The sequence below is a fragment of the Micromonospora sp. NPDC049529 genome, assembly GCF_055586685.1.
In genome coordinates this window covers 152,462-170,343 of sequence record NZ_JBVJHT010000014.1, presented here as the reverse complement: position 1 = coordinate 170,343, position 17,882 = coordinate 152,462, and the positions used below count along the sequence as shown (strand labels likewise).

The following is a 17,882-nucleotide window of genomic DNA, read 5'->3' as shown; positions in this document are numbered from 1 at the left end:
CGGTCACTCACCGGTGTTCGTTGGTCCGGGGGGATTGGCCACCGCGGCGCGTACCTGCCGGATGCCGTCCAGGATGGCCCGTTCGGCGGCGGCGAGCTGGTCGGCCCGGACCACCGTACGGTCGGTGTGTCCGCCGACGAAGTCGTCGAACGCGGCGGCGGTGGAGCGCGGGGTGAAGCCGTACTCGTTGGTGAGCCGGGTGGTGTCGACGACCCGGCCGTGCACGAAGAGGTCGACCTGGTCCAGACCGTAGCGCCCGAAGCCCAGCGTACGGGCGATTCCGGCGGCTCCGGACAGGCCGGGTTCGAGTACGGGTACGGCGACCCGCCCGGATCGCCGGATCGCCTGCGACAGGGCGAGTACGCCCGGACCGGCGACGTTGTAGGTGCCGCCGTGCTCCTCGGTCACCGACCGGTGGAGCACTTCGAGGGCGTCGTCGATGTGCAGGAACTGCAGTCGCGGGTCCCGCCCGAGCACCGTCGGCACGACCCGTTGGGCGAAGTAGCGGGTCAGTGTCGTGTCGGCGGTGGATCCGATGAACGGGGCGAAGCGCAGCACGGTCGCGGTGACGTCGGGCCGGCGGCGGCGGAAGCCACGGACGTAGCCCTCGATGTCGAGGATGTCGCGGGCGAACCCACCGCGCGGTACCGCGTGCGGCTCGGTCTCCTCGGTGAAGACCGCCGGGTCCCGGAACGACGCCCCGTACGCGGCGGTGGAGGAACGGACCACCAGCCGGCGCAGCCGGGGCGCGCGTTGGCACGCGGCGAGCAGCTGCATGGTGCCGATGACGTTCTGTTCCTTCATCGCCGCCCGCCCACCGTGCTGCTGGTCGGGGGCGGTCACCAGCGCGAGGTGGACCACCGAGTCGGCGGCCAGGTCGTCGATCACGGTGCCGACCGACGCCGCGTCGGCCCGTACCCGGTCGACCCCGTCGAGCAGGGGGGCGAGTTCGGTGGACGGGTCGGCGGCGTCGAGTCCGACCACCCGTCCGATCCGGGGATCGGCGGCGAGCCGGGCGGCGACGTGGGCGCCGAGGTAGCGACTGACTCCGGTGACCACGACAACCCCCGGTGCACCCGAGGTGCGGCCGGGGGTCATCCCATGCTCCTCTTCAGCGGGTACGGGCGCGCGGGCCCGGACCACCGCGACTGCGTCACGGGTGCCTCCGAGGGTCGACGGGTGGCAAGTGGCGCCTTGAGCCGGGCGTTGGCCCGGCCCAGGTCACTTGCCGAGCTTGCGACGCTGGACGCGGGTCTTACGCAGCAGCTTGCGGTGCTTCTTCTTAGCCATGCGCTTGCGGCGCTTCTTGACCACCGAGCCCATACGACAGCCCTTCCGATGCAACGTGCGGGTCGGCCCGGAAGCCATCGTCGGATGGCTCCGGGAACCGAACTGGACAACGGACCGGATCCGGCTGGTGGGTGTTGGACGCACCAAGATGGGATCACGGTCGCGGTCCAGGGTAGCCGTCGCCCCTGCACAGGCCCAACGCGACCCCATGCACAGCCGTCACGGCCCCGGCCACGACCACCCCGGCCTGCACCGTCCCGACGCCGACGGGCGTCGCGGACGGGATCAGGCCGTTTCTTGGAACGCCCCGCGCAGGTACTCGTGTACGGCGTGCTCGGGCACCCGGAACGACCGGCCGACCCGGACCGCGGTGAGTTCACCGGAGTGCACGAGCCGATAGACGGTCATCTTCGAAACCCGCATCAGAGTCGCCACCTCGGCGACGGTCAGGAACCTGACCTCCGACAACCGAGCGTCGGACTGTGGTGATCCCGTCATGGCTCACCGACCCATTCCATTCCCCGGCGCGTGCCCCCGAGCGGGCTGCTCCCGCGCCACGGCGGGCAACGCGCGTGTTACCAGTACGGTAGCGGGACGGCTGTGACCTCCGCGATCCCTTCACGGTGTTGATCATATGTCGTCAAGCTGCCACACCGACCCGAGCAGGCATTTTCCACCCGGTAGGGGACAGAATCCCGACTCTGGCCGAGGACGGGCAGCACCGCCGCCCCTGACGGTGGGTGCTGACGAACTCACTCGGCGCGCAGGGCGACCACCGGGTCGAGCCGACCGGCGCGACGGGCCGGCAGCACCCCGAAGACGATGCCGACCGCCGCCGAGACACCGAAGGAAAGTGCCAGCGACCAGCCGGTGACGATGGCCGGCACCGGGGTGAGCCCGGCCACCAGCACCGCCCCGCCGATACCGAGGCCCATCCCGACCACCCCACCGAGCGCGGTCAGCAGCACCGCTTCCAGCAGGAACTGCAGACCGATGTCGCGGGGCCGGGCCCCGACCGCCTTGCGCAGCCCGATCTCACGGGTCCGTTCGTGTACCGAGACCAGCATGATGTTGGAGACGCCGACCCCGCCCACCAGCAGCGAAATGCCGGCGATCGCGGACAGCACCCCGGTCAGCACCCCGAGGATGTCGCCGAGTACGCCGAGAATCTGTTCCTGGGTGACCGCGCTGAACTCGGTGTCCGGATGCCGGGCGGACAACTCGCCGATGATCACGTTTCCCAGTTCGGTGATCCGCTCCCGGTCCGGCGCTTTCACCGCTATCCCGTCGATCCGCGTCGTACCGTAGAGCCGGTGCGCGGCGGTGACCGGTATGTGCACCTCGTGGTCCCGGTCCACGCCGAGACTCTGCCCCATCGGTGCGAAGGTCCCGATCACCCGGAACCGCACCGAGGCGATCGACACCTGCCCGCCGACCGGATCCCGGTCGCCGAAGAGCGCGGTCGCCACCCGCGACCCGAGGACCGCCACCCGTCGTGCCGTGTCCACATCGGACGAGGCGAGGTAGACGCCCCGGTCGAGGTCGCGGACGAAGACCCGCTGGGTGGTTTCCAGCACGCCCTGCACGGTGCTGAACGCCGAGTTGGTTCCGGCCCATACGGTCTCGCCGGAGGCGACCGTGGCGGTGACCTGACCGGCGTCGCCGACCAGCCGGGAGACCGCGGCCACGTCCGACAGGTCGAGCCGGGACACCGCCGGTACGGCACCGAGCTCCAGCCGGCCGGGCACCACCACGAGCAGGTTCGAACCGAGCCCCTCGACCTGCTGCTCGACCTCGCGCTTGGCACCCGTGCCGATGGCCACCAGCAGCACCACGGCGGCCACGCCGATGATCACGCCGAGCATGGTCAGCCCACTGCGCATCCGGTTGGCCCGCAGCGCGTCCCGCGCCACCCGCCAACCCTCAGCCAGCCGCACGTGCCACCGGGCCGGTCGAGCTCCGCCGGATCGAGTTCCGCCCGGTCACATGCTGCCGGGTCACGTGCTGCCGCCGCGGCGGGGCGTGGGCAGGGGATGCGGCGGGCGAAGGCGCCCGGTGGCTCCGGCGGCGCCACCGGAGCCACCGGACGGGTGCCCCGACTCGCTTCCGGACGCGAACCGGGGCTCCGCGCTGGGAGCGGCGTCCACTATCTCAGGTGAGGAAACCGGCCCTGCCGGCACCGGCTCGTCCCCGACGATCCGACCGTCCCGGATGATGATCTGTCGTCGCGTACGGGCCGCCAGCAACCGGTCGTGGGTCACGATCACCACCGCCACCCCGCGTTCGGCGTTCAACTCCTCCAGCAGGGCCAGTACGGACTCGCCGGTGACACTGTCGAGGTTGCCGGTCGGCTCGTCGGCCAGCAGTACCGCCGGTTCGGTGACCAGTGCCCGCGCGATCGCCACCCGCTGCTGCTCGCCACCGGAGAGCTGGTTGGGCCGGTGCCCGAGCCGGTGCCCGAGGCCGACGCGGACCAGGGTCTCGGTGGCCAGGGCACGCCGCTGCCGGACCCCGAGCCCCCGGTAGACCAGCGGCAGTGCCACGTTGTCCACCGCGCTGGTCCGGGGCAGCAGGTGGAACGACTGGAACACGAAGCCGATGGTCCGGTTGCGCAGATTCGCCAACTCCGGGGCGGTCAGCGTGCCGACGTCCCGGCCGCCGATGCGCAACGTACCGCCGGTGGGCCGGTCCAGGCCGCCGATCAGGTGCATCAGGGTCGACTTGCCGGATCCGGACGGCCCGACGATCGCGACGTGGTCTCCGGGCGCGATCCGCAGCGACACGCCCCGCAGCGCCGCCACCTCGCCCCCACCGAGGTCGTACGTCCGGGTCACGTCGATCGCCTCGACGGCCGGTTCGACCGTGAACCCGACCGTGGTGTCGGCGCCGGTCAAGGAAGCTGCTGTCCGGTACGGATCCGCTCGGTGCCACCGACGACGAGTTGCTGTCCGGGTTGCACCCCGTCGAGGATCTGCACCAGTTCGGCCCCCTGGACGCCGACGGTCACCGGCACCCGCTCGGCCCGCCCGGCGCGGACCAGCCAGACGTTGTCCCGCCCCTGGGTGGAGAAGACGGCGGTGGCGGGCACGGTCACCGCGTCGTCGGCCTGGCGTACCCGCAAATGGGCGATGGCGCTCATGCCGGGCCGGGGTGCGGGAGCGGGCCGCCCGTCGGGGTATTGCCCGTCTGCGAGCGCGAGCCGGACCCGGTACCCGACCCCGGCTCCCGCCCCGCCGGCCGGCAGGACGTCGACGGCCCGGACCCGGGCGTCGTACGTGGCGCCCGCGGCGGCGTCGAGCTCGACGGTCGCGGCGAGTCCGGGCTCGACCAGCAGTACGTCGGTCTCGTCGACCTCGGCGACCAGGCCCGGTTCGGCGAGGTCGACCACGGTCATGATCGGGGTACCGGCGCTGACCCGGCCGCCCAGGGGCACGGTGCCGTCGACGCCGGGCACCGCCGGGCCGGCGAGCGGACCGAGGCCACGGCCGGCGGTCCCCGCCGCACCGGCACCGCCGCTGATGCCGGCCGCGCCGAGCAGTCCGGTGAGCGCGTCGGCTCCTCCGGTGCCGTCGGCGGTGCCGCCCAACTGGATCACCCCGCCGACCGGCGCCCGCAGGGTGAGCGCGTCCACCGTCGACTTCGCCAGGTCGTACGCCTGCTGGGCCTGGATCCGCTGGGCGGTGCCGAGCGCGCCGACCGCCGCGCCGAGCTGGGCGACGCCCCGCTGGGCGGCTCGTACGGCCTGGTCGGCGGCGCGGGAGGCGCTGGCGTACTGCTGTTCGGCGGCGCGGATCTGGCCGAGTTGGGCGTCCCGGAGTCCGGGATCGGTGATCTTCCGGGCGGCGTCCCGGGCGGCGGTGAAGGCGCGGGCTGCGGCCTCGTCGGTGGCCCGCTGGTTCCGTTTCAGGTCTGACCGCCGGAGGCCGCCGCCACCGCTGCGGCTCGCCCGCTTCGCCGCGTCGAGGGCCTGTTCGGCCTGTTCAAGGCGGTTCCGGGCGGCCGGTGAGTCGATCACGGCGAGGGTCTGGCCGGCGGTGACGGTGTCGCCGGGGTCGACCCGCAGCTCGGCCAGGACGCCGTCGGCGGGCGCGCTGAGCGTCGCCACCGCGCGGGCGGTGACGCTGGCCGGGGCGTCGACCAGTTCCGCGACGCTGGCCCGCGCCACGCTGCCGAGCGCCACCGGCGCGGGGTCGTCACCGCAGGCGGCCGCGCCGAGGCTGACCAGGACGGCCGAGCCGACGAGAAGAGCGGGCAGGAGGGGCCGCGACGCTACGTGCGCAGGCGGCGACGGAACGCGACTCACGGCCTCATGCTACGAGCATCACCCCTGGTACGAGCGCCGCGACGCGCGGTGCAACCTCCCCCGCGCGACGGTCAGCGGGCGACGCTGCGGGCGTAGCCGACACACTCGTCGTGCAGCGGTCCCCACTCCGTGCCGAACGCCTCCCGCGCGGCGTCCGCCACCGCACGGCCGTCGTGCACGATCGACTTGTAGAAGGCGAGCATGTCCTCCTCGCCGAACCGCTCCGCCAGGTACCGGATGGCCAGGTAACCCACGCCGTAGCTGCCGGAGACCCGCCAGTCCTCCGCGCTCTCGGCCGGCTCGACCGACGCGAGCTTGCCGTTCCAGCCACCAGCGGCGCCGAGCAGCCGGGTCACGTCGGCGAGTCCCTCGTACTGGGCCACCGGGCGGCCACCGGCACCGGCGTACTCCGCAATCCCCTCGACCAGCCACCAGTTCTCGCTGCTGGCGTAACCCCGGCCGGGCAGCGAGGCCGCGTGGGTCATCTCGTGCCGCAGCAGGTCGTCGACGGCCGTACGGTGCAGCCCGTCGGCATTGAGCACCACGTCGAACCGGTCCCCGCCGATACCGACCGCGTACCCGCCGGTCCAGGCCGGACGATCGCCGCCGTACCAGCGCTTCCACTCGGCTGCGGGGGCGTAGAAGATCCGGTAGACGTCCGGACGGGTGCCACTGACGGCGTACCGGTCGGCCACCACGGCCGCCTGTTCGGCCGCCTTGAGCAGGTCGGGCAGTTTGTCGCGTACCGTCTGCGGCACCGCGACCAGGGTCCGGGCGCCGGTGCCGACCGCGAGGTCGCTGACCTCCCACGGCCTCGGCCCATCCGTCCCGGACATCGACGGCTCGATCGCGGTCAGGCGCGGCTGCGGCCGTACGTCGTCCCACCGGGTACCGATCGTCACCGGACCGGTACGGCAGTCGGTCACCACGAAGCAGTGCCCGATGGTGACCAGCACCCGCCACTCACTGGTGTTGCTGTTCATCCGGGTCGGGCGACCGTTGAGCGACGGCTGCCAGGCGGCGACCTTCATCGACCGGAGCACCCGGAACTGCCGCTTCAGGTCCTCGGCCGCCGGTGAGGCCGGATCGGCCACCGCCAGGAAGCCCTGCTCGTCGCCGCGCAACAGGGCCTGCGCCTGCTGGTCCAGGATCGCGTCGATCCGCTCACCGAGCCAGGCCGCGGTCACGTCCGCCGGGTCACCCGGCTCGGGGCTGAGCGCCGGGGTCGCGCTGGCTGCCGATTCGGGCAGGCTCACCGGCTCCGGCATCCGGGCGATCAGCACCGCCGTCAGGCCGATCGGAAGCCCGCAGAACAGCAGCACCCCGACCACACCGAGAGCCACCCACAACGGCCACCGCCACCGACGTACCGGCCGCTCGTCCACCCCGTCGATCACTCACGGGAGAGTACGACATCCGCCTGTACGTCGGATGGCCGCATATCCCCCGTACGGCAATCATCCGTACGTGCCGGATTCCTCTGTGGACGCGGCGCCCCGGCGGGGCGGCGGCTACCGCCTGGAGAGCAGGGCGCGGGCGAAGAAGACCAGGTTCGCCGGGCGTTCGGCGAGCCGGCGCATCAGGTAGCCGTACCAGTCGCTGCCGTAGGGCAGGTAGGTCCGGACCGTGTGCCCCTCGCCGGCCAGCCGGATCTGCTCCTCCGGGCGGATGCCGTAGAGCATCTGGAACTCGAACTCGTCCGGCGTGCGGTCGAACCACCGGGCCCGGTCCTGGCCGATCGCGATCAGGCGCGGGTCGTGGGTGGCGAGCATCGGGTAGCCGGCGCCAGAGAGCAGGATGTTGAGGCAGCGGACGTACGACTTGTCGACGTCGCGGGTCGACTGGTACGCCACCGACTCCGGCTCCTTGTACGCCCCCTTGCAGAGCCGCACCCGCGAGCCGGCGGTGGCCAGCTCCCGGCAGTCCGCCTCGGTCCGCCGCAGGTACGCCTGGAGCACCGCCCCCGTCGACGGGAAGTCCTTGCGCAGCCGCGCCAGGATGTCCAGGGTCGAGTCGGTGGTGGTGTGGTCCTCCATGTCGAGGGTGACCGTGGTGCCGGCGGCCGCGGCGGCCACGCAGATCGCCCTGACGTTGTCGTAGGCGAGTTTCTCGTCGAACTTCTGCCCGAGAGCGGAGAGTTTGACGCTGACCTCGGCGGCCGGGGTCAGGTCGGCCCCGGCGAGCACGGTCAGCAGGGTGAGGTACTCCTCCCGGACCGCGGTCGCCTGTTCGGGGGTCACGGTGTCCTCGCCGAGGTGGTCGAGGGTCACCGCCAGACCGCTGGCGACGAGTTCGCGGGTGGCGCGGAGTGCGTCGTCCGTGGCGGTGCCGGCGACGAACCGGCGTACGACGTCCCGGGTGTACGGGGCCGTTTCGACGAGCCGCTCGACCCGGGATGACCGGGAGGCGGCGAGGATGACCGAGCGCATGCTGGGAGCGTATCCTCCGCCGCCGGACCGGAACCGGGCAGCGGGCAGGTCCGATCCGTCGGACGGACGTTCGGGCCGGCGCACCGGTCGGGTGGACCGGCGTCCGTGGAAGTTGCGACTTCCACACATGGTGTTAGTCGCCGCGCCGTGAGAACTTTTTCCGGAACACCCATAGCTGTTGCCGGCATTTCTCGATTCACCACCTCGTATGACGAACTATGTCGCCGACGAGTGATCCGGCGCAGGTCAGGCAATCGCAAAGTGAAAGCCTTATCACCGATGCCGACCGCTTCCCGCCGTACTAAGGTCGTCCGCCACTACGGCCACGAATCGTCTACGGTTGTCGGGTGAACTTCGACGCGTACGCCCGGACCGGAGTTGACCTTGTCAACGCGCGCCTGGACGACCTCGACGACCTGAAGGCGCTCTTCGCCGACGAAAACCTCTGGATGCGCGATGAGGTGGCCGAACGCGACGTGGCGATATTCCGCCGCGCACAGAAGCGTCTGCGTGACGTCTTCGAATTCGGCACCTCCGGCCGCGACGCGGCCGCGGTGACCGAACTGAACTCGCTACTGGAGTCCTTTCCCGTGCAGCCGCGTATTTCCGGTCACGGATCCAGCGACTGGCACATGCACGTGACCAGCCGGGGTGCCTCGGTCAGCGCGGAGTATCTGGCCGGCGCGGTCTGGGGCCTGTCGGTCTGGCTCTGCGAGTACGGCAGCGCCCGGTTCGGCGTCTGTGCCGACGACCGCTGCGGCAACGTCTACCTGGACACCTCGTCCAACTGCTGCCGCCGGTTCTGCTCGGAACGGTGCGCCACCCGCTCGCACGTCGCCGCCCACCGGGCCCGCAAGCGGGCCGCGGTCCAGGGGGCGGCGGTGCAGGCGGCGGCCGTACCGAAGCCCAGCGTGCCCAAGGCGACCCTGCCGACGCAGACACTCAGCAAGGTCTGACCCTCCCCCGACCGACCCGAGCCACCACCGGGGTCCGAGCCCCCACCCCACCCGGAACCAGCCGGTTCCGGTTCACCTCTTCAGGGTGGGGGCGGCGGCCAGGTGCTCACGGGCGAAGGTCAGGGCCGCACCCAGGTCGGCCTCGCGGGCGGCCCGACTCTTGGCGCCCCGGGTCGACACCTCGACCGCGATCGCCCCGGTGAAGCCACGACCGGCCAGCGAGGAGAGCAGCTCGGCGCAGGGCTGGTTGCCCCGACCCGGCACCAGATGCTCGTCCCGCCCCTCGCCGGTGCCGTCGCCGAGGTGGACGTGCGCGAGCTTCGCCCCCATCAGGTCGGCCATGTCGAGCGAGTCGGTGTGCGACGCGGCACAGTGCGACAGATCGAGGGTGTACGCGTCATAGCCGGTCTCGGTCGGGTTCCAGCCCGGCACGTACGGCACGAACTCCCGACCGGCCATCCGGACCGGGTACATGTTCTCCACCGCGACGCGTACCCGTGGGTGGTCCTGCGCCAACCGGTCCAGCAGCTGCGCGAAGGAGCGGGCGTAGTCGCGCTGCCAGGTGAACGGCGGATGCACCACCACCGTCGGCGCGTCCAGCGTCTCGGCCAGCTCGACCGCCCGGCGCAGCCGCTGCGCCGGGTCGTTGCTCCACACCCGCTGGGTCACCAGCAGGCACGGGGCATGCACCGAGAGCACCGGTACGCCGTAGTGCTCGGCCAGGCCGCGCAGCGCACCGGCGTCCTGACTCACCGCGTCGGTCCAGACCATGACCTCGACACCGTCGTAGCCGAGCGCGGCGGCCAGCTCGAAAGCCGCCGCCGTCGGCTCGGGGAAGACCGAGGAGCTGGACAGGAGCACAGGGGTCGCCACGGTTGTCAGCGTAGCTCCCGGCCCGACAACCGCCACCGACAAGATGCCCTAAACCGCCCGTATCCCCAGGTCAGATCATGCCGGTTCGAGTTGGTCGAGGCGGCGCAGGATGACCCCTTCGCGCAGCGCCCACGGGCAGATGTCCAGCGATTCGAGGCCCAGCCGCCGCATCACCGCCTCCGCCACCACCGCCCCGGCCAGCAGCTGGTGCGCCCGGCTGGCGCTCACCCCCTCCAACTCCGAGAGCTTGCTCGGCGGGATGTGCCGGATGAAGCCGATCACCTGCCGCAGCCCGTTCAGGGAGAGGCTGCGCCGGGCCCAGAGCCCGGCGCTGGACGGCGCCGCCCCGGCCAGCCGGGCCAGCATCCGGAAGGTCTTCGAGGTGGCCACCGGCCGCTCCCAGCCGACCTGGGTCATCCGCTCCACCACCGGGTCGAGCATCACCTCGACGTACTCCTGGAGTTCCGCGACGGCCAGGGCCGACGGCGGCTCGGTGGTGCTGGGGTCGGTGCCGAGCCGCTCACGGGTCAGCCGCCCCGCGCCCAGCGGCAGCGAGAGCGCGATGTCCGGGTCCTCGTCGATGCCGGCCGCGACCTCCAGCGAACCGCCGCCGATGTCGAGCACCAGCAGCCGGCCGGCGGACCAGCCGAACCAGCGGCGGACCGCGAGGAAGGTCGCCCGCGCCTCGTCCGCCCCGGAGAGCACCTCCAGCGCAACGCCGGTCTCGGCCCGCACCCGGCCCAGCACGTGCGCCGCGTTCTTCGCGTCCCGAACCGCCGAGGTGGCGAACGCGAGCAGGTCGTCGACGGTCAGCCGGGCGGCCGACGCCTTCGCCTCGGCAACCGCCGTCACCAGCGCATCCTCGCCCGAGCCGGTCAGCGCACCGTTGCGGCCGATCTGTTCGGCCAGCCGCAGTACGGCCTTCTCCGAGTGCGCCGGCCAGGGGTGGGCGCCGTGGTGGGCGTCGACCACGAGAAGGTGGACGGTGTTGGAACCGACGTCGAGTACTCCGAGTCGCATGCCGAAACCCTAGACTCGCCCGTTGCCGCCATCCGCCCGCACCCGGTGCACCGCGCCCGAAACAGCAGCTATCCGACCTGGTAGAGCCGCCGGGCGTACGCTGACCAGGTGGCAGGCCGTACCCAGCTCCGCATTCTGGTCCAGGACCCGACCGATCCCCGTTCCCGGGAGGTCGATCTCGACTTCCCCCGGGAGTGGATCGAATTCCTCGACCCGGCGGACTCCGAGCATCTCGTCCGCGCCGACCTGACCTGGCTGTTGTCCCGCTGGACCTGTGTCTTCGGCCGGGGCTGCCACGGCATCATCGCCGGCCGGGCCGCCGACGGGTGCTGCTCGCACGGAGCGTTCTTCACCGACGACGACGATGAGCAGCGGGTACGGGCGGCGGCCGGCCGGCTCACCCCGCAGACCTGGCAGCACTACCGGCGGGGTTTCAAGAAGTACACCGAGCTGGACACGGTCGACGGCAAGACGCCGGCCCGGCGTACCGCGACCCAGTCCGCCGAGGGGCCGTGCGTCTTCCTCAACGACGCCGACTTCGCCGGTGGCGGCGGCTGTGCCCTGCACGCTCAGGCGCTGCGCGACGGGGTGCACCCGCTGGAGTACAAGCCGGACGTCTGCTGGCAACTGCCGGTCCGCCGGGAACAGGACTGGACCAAGCGGCCGGACGGCAGCAAGCTGCTGGTCTCGACGCTGAGCGAGTTCGACCGGCGCGGCTGGGGCGCTGGCGGCCACGATCTCGACTGGTGGTGCACCTCGTCACCGGAGGCGCACGTCGGCCAGGAGCCGATGTACCTGTCGTACGAGGCAGAGCTGACCGCGCTGATCGGCGCCGCGGCGTACGCGAAGCTGGCCGAGCTGTGCGCGGCGCGGGCGAAACGGGGTCTGGTCGCCCCGCACCCGGCGACCCCGGAACCGGCGCCGACCCGGCGGGTGACGGTCGGTCGCAAGCCGGCGACCCCGACGGTGGCCCCCTGACCTGCACGTGGTGTTGATGACACTGGTTTGCCACTGACAGACAGACCTGTCTAGTCTGGCCGAGCTAGACAAACCTGTCTGTTTGTGCGCCTGTCCACTTCCGGGAAGTCGCGCCCGTCCGCGAGAGAAGCCCGATGACCTCTGTGACCACCGCCGCGCCCGCCACCCGTACGCCGTCGGAGTCCCGCCGGCTCCCCACCCCGGTCGGCTTCTGGCTGCTCGCCTCGATCGTGGTGGCGTTCCTCGCCGGCTCCAGTGCCCCGACCCCGCTCTACGCCATCTACCAGGCCGAATGGGGCTTCTCGCCGATCACCGTGACCCTCGTCTTCGGGGTGTACGCGCTGGCCGTACTGGTCTCGCTGCTGACCGTCGGGTCGCTCTCCGACCACGTCGGGCGCCGACCCGTACTGATCGCGGCGATCCTCGTCCAGGCCGCGACCATGCTGGTGTTCGCCGCCGCCGACGGCGTACCCGAACTGATGGCCGCCCGGGTGCTCCAGGGCCTGTCCACCGGCGCCGCCGCCGGAGCCGTGGGCGCCGGAATGCTCGACCTGAACCAGGCTCGGGGCGCCATCACCAACGCGGTCGGCCCCCTGCTCGGCACGGCCACCGGCGCCCTCGGCTCCGGACTGCTGGTCCAGTACCTGCCGGCCCCGGCCCACCTGGTCTACCTGGTGCTCTTCGGGATCTTCCTGCTCCAGGGCGTCGGCGTGCTCCTGATGCGGGAATCGTCCTCCCCCCGCCCCGGCGCGCTCGCCTCGCTGCGACTCCAGTTCGCCCTGCCCCCCATCGCCCGCCGGCCGCTGCTGCTGGCCGTACCGGCCCTGGTGGCGGCCTGGTCCCTGGCCGGTTTCTACGGGTCGCTCGGCCCGAGTGTGGTCCGCCTGGTCGCCGGTTCGAACTCGTTCGTCCTCGGCGGGCTCGCCCTGTTCACCCTCGCCGCCAGCGGCGGTGTGATGGTGCTGCTCCTGCGGGCCAGCGCACCCCGTACGTTGATGTTCATCGGCACCGCCGGCCTGTTCGTCGGTGTGGGCATCACCCTGCTGGCCATCAACAGCACCTCGGAAGCCCTCTTCTTCGTCGGCACAGTGGTGGCCGGGGCGGGCTTCGGCGCCGGTTTCCAGGGCGCGATCCGGACCGTGATCCCGCTGGCCAACCCGCACGAACGAGCCGGCGTGCTCTCCGTCGTCTACGTGGTGTCGTACCTGGCCATGGGCCTGCCCGCGGTGGTCGCCGGCTTCCTGGTCGTGCACGCGGGCGGAGTGCTGACCACCGCCCGCGAGTACAGCGTCGCCGTCATGGCGCTCGCCGCACTGGCCCTGCTGGGCCTGACCCTGGCCCGCCCCGCCCGCCAACCCCGCCTGGCCGGCTAGCCCCATCAGTGGTGAAGGGCCCGTTCCTGTGGCAGTTCGCGCGGGAAGGGGCCCTTCACGCTGTCCGTTCTTGACCCGTCGATAACTGTTAGGTTTACTAACTGATCGAGCGCGGTCGCTCAAATCCGGGAGCGTTCCGCCCATCGTTCGATCGACGGAAGGCTCTGCCCGTGACAATCACCCCGGTCGGCCGTACGGCCCTCGGCGCATCCATCGCCGCCCTCGCCGCGGCCACCCTCGCCGCCACGCTCGTCTCGGCACCCAGCGCGTACGCCGCCGCCCCGGCCCTGACCGCCACCTTCACCCCGTCCTCGACCTGGAGCAGCGGTTACGCCGCCGGGTACACGATCCGCAACGGCGGGGACGCCACCGCCAACGGTTGGGTGGTCGAGTTCGACCTGCCGTCCGGTTCCACCGTCAGCACCTCCTGGGACTCCGTACGCAGCCAGTCCGGGCAGCGTTACCGCTTCGCCAACGCCGGCTGGAACGGCACCGTCGCCCCCGGCGGAGGCCAGAGCTTCGGCTTCAACGTCAGCGGCCTCGGTACGCCGACCAACTGCACCCTGAACGGCGCCCCCTGCACCGGCGGCCCACCCCCGACGACACCCCCGCCCACCACGCCCCCACCGACGACACCTCCACCCACCACGCCCCCGCCCACGACATCCCCGCCGACCACACCCCCACCGGGTGGGCCGACCGTGAACGTCAGCACCGCCGCCGAACTCAGATCCGCCCTGGCCGCCGCCCAGCCCGGCCAGACCATCCGACTGGCGGCAGGCACCTACCGGGGCTCCTTCGTCGCCCAGCGGGCCGGCACGGCGTCCGCCCGGATCACCCTGACCGGGCCGCGTACCGCCGTCCTGATCAACGACGGCCCGTCCGGCAGCGGCCCGTCCTGCCCGGCACCGACCGCCGGCTGGGACTCCGGGTACGGGATCTGGCTCTTCGACGCGCCGTACTGGAACCTGACCGGCTTCACGGTGGCGGAGTCGAAGAAGGGGATCATGCTCGACAACTCGCACCACGTCACGATCGACGGCGTGTACGTGCACCACACCGACGAGGAGGGCGTGCACTTCCGGCGCTCGTCGGCGGACGGGATCCTGCGCAACTCGCAGATCGAGTACACCGGTCTGGTCCAGCCCGGTTACGGCGAGGGCGTCTACCTCGGATCGGCGCAGTCGAACTTCGCCTGCCACGGCAACTCGGGCGGGATCGACCGTTCGGACCGGGTGCAGGTGCTGGACAACCGCATCGGCCCGTACGTGACCGCCGAGCACATCGACATCAAGGAGGGGACCGAGGGCGGAATGGTGCGCGGCAACACCTTCGACGGCCGGGGGATAACGGGGCAGAACTCCGGCGACTCATGGGTGGACGCCAAGGGCAACGGTTACCTCTTCGAGCGGAACACCGGCTCGTTCAGCTCACCGGGGACCTTCGCCAACGGCTACGAGACACACAACCTGCTCACCGGCTACGGCTGCGGCAACATCTGGCGCGACAACAGCTCGAACCTGGGCGGCGTGGGCCGCTGGGCGATCAACGTCACCTCGACCTCGAAGTGCCCCAACAACCTCAACATCGTCCACACCTCGAATACCGTCACCAACGCCCAAAACGGCCTCACCAACGTCCCCACCACCCCCTGAAACCCTGGTTGATCATGAAGTTAGCGCGCCCTGGGGACCAATTTCCTGCGCTAACTTCATGATCAACGCCTGAGTAGGCGGGGCGGTTTACGGTTCGAATTTGTAGCCGAGGCCGCGGACGGTGACGATGTAGCGGGGGGTGCTGGGTTCGGGTTCGACCTTGGAGCGCAGGCGCTTGACGTGTACGTCCAGGGTCTTGGTGTCTCCGACATAGTCGGCGCCCCAGACGCGGTCGATGAGCTGGCCTCGGGTGAGCACCCGGCCGGCGTTGCGCAGCAGCAGCTCCAGCAGCTCGAACTCCTTGAGCGGAAGCTGCACGGCGCTGCCGTCGACCGTCACCACGTGCCGTTCGATGTCCATCCGCACCGGGCCGGCTGCCAGGGTCGGCGCGGCCAGGTCGACCGTCTCGCTGCTCTTGCGTCGCAGCACCGCCCGGATCCGGGCGACCAGCTCACGCGGCGAGTACGGCTTGGTGACGTAGTCGTCGGCACCGATCTCCAGGCCGACCACCTTGTCGATCTCGCTGTCCCGCGCGGTGACCATGATGATCGGCACGTGTGAACGCTGGCGCAGCTCCCGGCACACCTCGGTGCCGGACATCTCGGGCAGCATCAGGTCGAGCAGCACGATGTCCGCGCCAGTGCGGTCGAATTCGGTGAGGGCCGAGAGACCGGTCGGTGCGACCGAGACCTCGAAACCCTCTTTACGCAGCATGTAGGAGAGGGCGTCGGAGAACGACTCCTCATCCTCGACCACGAGAACGCGGGCCAACGGACTTTCCTTTCCTCTGTCCAGCCTGGGGTTACTGGGCTGGACCAGTGTCGATCTCAATTGACGGGGGTAGCGGTAGGACAGCGTCCGGCGGGCGGGCGGGCAACCGCAGGGTGAACGTCGAGCCTCCACCCAGCGTGCTTGACACCTCGACCCGTCCGCCATGGTTGGTGGCGATGTGTTTCACGATCGCCAGGCCGAGGCCGGTGCCGCCGGTCGCCCGGGAACGGGCCTGGTCGGCCCGGTAGAAGCGCTCGAAGATCCGGTCCACCTCGTTCGGCGCGATGCCGATGCCCTGGTCGGCGACCGAGATCTGGACATGGTCGTCGTCCGCGACTGTGGTGACCGTCACCTTCGTCTCCTCGGCGGAGTACGCGATCGCGTTCTCCACCAGGTTGGCGACCGCGGTGGCGACCTGGCTGTCGCTGCCGTACACGGTCAGGTCGCGCTGGCCCTCGACCACGACCTCGACCTTGCGGGCACTGGCGGTGGTACGGGTCCGGTCGATGACCTCGGCCACCACCCAGTCCAGGGCGACCGGCTCCGGCTCCGGCAGCGGCTCCGCGCCCTGCAACCGGGTGAGTTCGAGCAGTTCGTTGACCAGCCGGCCGAGCCGCGTCGACTCGTGCTGGATCCGCTCGGCGAAGCGCCGGGCCGCCACCACGTCCTCGGACGGCTCGACGCCGCCGTTGTCGCTGGGCGGCTCGGTGGCGTCGAGCAGTGCCTCGGCGAGCAGCTGCAACGCGCCGATCGGGGTCTTCAGCTCGTGGCTGACGTTGGCCACGAAGTCCCGGCGTACCCGGGCCACCCGGTGTGACTCGGTCACGTCGGCGGCCTCGACCGCGACGTACCCGTTGCCGATCCCCATCGCGCGCAGGTGCACGCCGAGCGGATCGTGGACCCCGCCGTCCCGGCCGCGCGGCAGGTCGAGTTCGACCTCGCGCCGCACCCCGGTCCGGCGCACCTGTCCGGCGAGCGTACGGATGATCGGGTGCGCGGCCACCGTGCCCGGCGTGACCCCGGCGCGGAGCAGGCCCATCGCCCGCGCGGCCGGGTTGATCAGGACCGGTACGTCCTCGGTGTCCAGGACCACCACGCCGACTCGCAGGGAGTCGATGCTCTTGCGGCCGAGCCCGGAGAGTTCGGCCTTCTGGTGCTTTGCGATCGCCGGCCTCCCGTCGGCTGGGGTGAGGTCGCCCCCGCCCGGGAGTCGCCGCACGCCGTGCTCGGGCGCTCGCCGGATGGCGCGCACCAGCATGGGACCGATGATCAGTCCGATCACCAGTCCACCGGCCACGCCGGCTACGACCCCCCATTCCACCCGGCGATCGTAGGGTCATTGTTATCCGAGCGGCCCCATACAATAGGACATATCGGGCGCGGACATGGCAAAGTTCACGCTCCGGCCTCGCGTCGTTCACCTGCGTTCACCTACGGGCCGTCCGCCCGCCCTACGGTGGGCGGGTCACCTGCCCCAACCCCGTGCGGGTCCGTCGGCGGCGGTCGCCCACCGGCGAGCCCTCCGACCACAGGACGTGATCATGCGCGACGAGTTCCGGACCGATCTGCACATCGTCAGCCAGCTACTGGTGGACATGGCGGAGGCCGTCCGCGTGGCAATGAGCAAGGCCACCAAGGCGCTGCTCACCGCCGACCGGTCAGCAGCCGAAACGGTGATCGCCCGCGACGCCGAGATCGACAGCATCTACCGGCAGGTCGAGGAGCGGGTCGCCGACCTGCTCGCCCGTCAGGCACCGGTCGCCTCCGACCTACGCGCGGTCATCACCGCACTGCACGTCGCGGCCGATCTCGAACGAATGGGCGACCTCGCCGACCACGTCGCCAAGACGGCGCTGCGCCGACACCCGTCGCCGGCCGTACCGGCGGAGCTGCGGGGTGTCTTCACCCAGATGGCGGCCGTCGCCGACCGGATCGCCCACAAGATCGGTCAGGTCCTCTCCAAGCCCGACGCCCAGCTCGCCGCCGAGTTGGAGCAGGACGACGACGCCATGGACGACCTGCACCGGGACCTGTTCGCGGTGCTGCTCAGCGACGACTGGCCGTACGGGGTGGAGACCGGCATCGACGGCGCACTGCTCGGGCGGTTCTACGAGCGGTACGCCGACCACGCGGTCAACGCCGGCGAGCGGGTCGTCTACCTGGTCACCGGGGAGTTCACCGACGACCAGCCGACCGGCGAGTAGCGAGCCGGCCGCCATGCCGCAGGCGGAAGG

17 protein-coding genes are annotated in these 17,882 nt (G+C 71.4%); 5 read left to right on the top strand and 12 right to left on the bottom strand.

Going from position 1 to position 17,882, the window contains the following annotated elements; all coding sequences use genetic code 11:
- Positions 1–3: 3 nt before the first annotated feature.
- The 8 genes from ACZ6QQ_RS24950 to ACZ6QQ_RS24915 all read right to left on the bottom strand — a co-directional run bounded on the left by ACZ6QQ_RS24950 (position 4) and on the right by ACZ6QQ_RS24915 (position 8,022).
- A complete protein-coding gene (locus ACZ6QQ_RS24950) occupies positions 4–1,098 on the bottom strand; it encodes an NAD-dependent epimerase/dehydratase family protein (RefSeq protein WP_465879475.1) in 1,095 nt (364 codons plus the stop codon).
- A gap of 123 nt (positions 1,099–1,221) precedes the next feature.
- Positions 1,222–1,323: a 30S ribosomal protein bS22 gene (locus ACZ6QQ_RS24945; RefSeq protein WP_020520584.1), complete on the bottom strand. Its 102-nt coding sequence runs from the start codon at positions 1,321–1,323 to the stop codon at positions 1,222–1,224.
- A 252-nt stretch (positions 1,324–1,575) separates the two neighbouring features.
- A complete protein-coding gene (locus ACZ6QQ_RS24940; RefSeq protein ID WP_121157347.1) occupies positions 1,576–1,788 on the bottom strand; it encodes a helix-turn-helix domain-containing protein in 213 nt (70 codons plus the stop codon).
- A 254-nt stretch (positions 1,789–2,042) separates the two neighbouring features.
- Positions 2,043–3,227 (bottom strand): ABC transporter permease, encoded by a 1,185-nt coding sequence (locus tag ACZ6QQ_RS24935; protein WP_465879472.1) that lies wholly within the window; start codon positions 3,225–3,227, stop codon positions 2,043–2,045.
- 60 nt (positions 3,228–3,287) lie between these two features.
- Positions 3,288–4,184 carry an ABC transporter ATP-binding protein gene (locus tag ACZ6QQ_RS24930; protein WP_465879471.1) on the bottom strand — a complete coding sequence of 299 codons (897 nt, stop codon included), beginning with the start codon at positions 4,182–4,184 and terminating at the stop codon, positions 3,288–3,290.
- Positions 4,181–5,593, bottom strand: coding sequence for an efflux RND transporter periplasmic adaptor subunit (locus tag ACZ6QQ_RS24925; protein WP_465879470.1), 1,413 nt, complete (start codon positions 5,591–5,593; stop codon positions 4,181–4,183). The genes ACZ6QQ_RS24930 and ACZ6QQ_RS24925 overlap by 4 nt, the downstream gene beginning before the upstream one ends.
- Before the next feature lie 71 nt (positions 5,594–5,664).
- The gene (locus ACZ6QQ_RS24920) at positions 5,665–6,990 is read right to left on the bottom strand and encodes a hypothetical protein (RefSeq protein WP_465879468.1); all 1,326 of its coding nucleotides are present in this window, start codon (positions 6,988–6,990) and stop codon (positions 5,665–5,667) included.
- Positions 6,991–7,104: 114 nt separating this feature from the next.
- Positions 7,105–8,022 carry a proline dehydrogenase family protein gene (locus ACZ6QQ_RS24915; protein ID WP_465879467.1) on the bottom strand — a complete coding sequence of 306 codons (918 nt, stop codon included), beginning with the start codon at positions 8,020–8,022 and terminating at the stop codon, positions 7,105–7,107.
- A 347-nt stretch (positions 8,023–8,369) separates the two neighbouring features.
- On the opposite strand from ACZ6QQ_RS24915, the gene ACZ6QQ_RS24910 reads away from it, so the two are divergent.
- The gene (locus ACZ6QQ_RS24910; RefSeq protein WP_465879466.1) at positions 8,370–8,978 is read left to right on the top strand and encodes a CGNR zinc finger domain-containing protein; all 609 of its coding nucleotides are present in this window, start codon (positions 8,370–8,372) and stop codon (positions 8,976–8,978) included.
- A gap of 72 nt (positions 8,979–9,050) precedes the next feature.
- Here the strand turns inward: ACZ6QQ_RS24910 and ACZ6QQ_RS24905 are convergent, their stop codons facing one another.
- Positions 9,051–9,851 carry a sugar phosphate isomerase/epimerase family protein gene (locus ACZ6QQ_RS24905; protein ID WP_465879465.1) on the bottom strand — a complete coding sequence of 267 codons (801 nt, stop codon included), beginning with the start codon at positions 9,849–9,851 and terminating at the stop codon, positions 9,051–9,053.
- 75 nt (positions 9,852–9,926) lie between these two features.
- Positions 9,927–10,871, bottom strand: coding sequence for a Ppx/GppA family phosphatase (locus tag ACZ6QQ_RS24900; RefSeq protein ID WP_465879463.1), 945 nt, complete (start codon positions 10,869–10,871; stop codon positions 9,927–9,929).
- 132 nt (positions 10,872–11,003) lie between these two features.
- Between ACZ6QQ_RS24900 and ACZ6QQ_RS24895 the strand changes: the two genes are divergently transcribed.
- The 3 genes from ACZ6QQ_RS24895 (at position 11,004) to ACZ6QQ_RS24885 (ending at position 14,877) form a co-directional block, all read left to right on the top strand.
- A complete protein-coding gene (locus tag ACZ6QQ_RS24895) occupies positions 11,004–11,849 on the top strand; it encodes a DUF3109 family protein (RefSeq protein WP_465879574.1) in 846 nt (281 codons plus the stop codon).
- Between the two features lie 134 nt (positions 11,850–11,983).
- On the top strand, positions 11,984–13,222 hold the full coding sequence (locus tag ACZ6QQ_RS24890) for an MFS transporter (protein ID WP_465879462.1): 1,239 nt from the start codon (positions 11,984–11,986) through the stop codon (positions 13,220–13,222).
- Between the two features lie 170 nt (positions 13,223–13,392).
- Positions 13,393–14,877, top strand: coding sequence for a cellulose binding domain-containing protein (locus ACZ6QQ_RS24885; protein ID WP_465879461.1), 1,485 nt, complete (start codon positions 13,393–13,395; stop codon positions 14,875–14,877).
- A gap of 87 nt (positions 14,878–14,964) precedes the next feature.
- On the opposite strand, the gene ACZ6QQ_RS24880 is transcribed toward ACZ6QQ_RS24885, so the two are convergent.
- A complete protein-coding gene (locus ACZ6QQ_RS24880) occupies positions 14,965–15,648 on the bottom strand; it encodes a response regulator transcription factor (RefSeq protein ID WP_329104805.1) in 684 nt (227 codons plus the stop codon).
- 31 nt (positions 15,649–15,679) lie between these two features.
- Positions 15,680–16,906 carry a sensor histidine kinase gene (locus ACZ6QQ_RS24875; RefSeq protein WP_465879572.1) on the bottom strand — a complete coding sequence of 409 codons (1,227 nt, stop codon included), beginning with the start codon at positions 16,904–16,906 and terminating at the stop codon, positions 15,680–15,682.
- Positions 16,907–17,189: 283 nt separating this feature from the next.
- Here ACZ6QQ_RS24875 and phoU point away from each other — a divergent pair, with 283 nt between their 5' ends.
- Entirely contained in the window at positions 17,190–17,852 is a 663-nt protein-coding gene (phoU, locus tag ACZ6QQ_RS24870; protein WP_465879460.1) for a phosphate signaling complex protein PhoU, read from the top strand.
- The last annotated feature ends 30 nt before the right edge of the window (positions 17,853–17,882 follow it).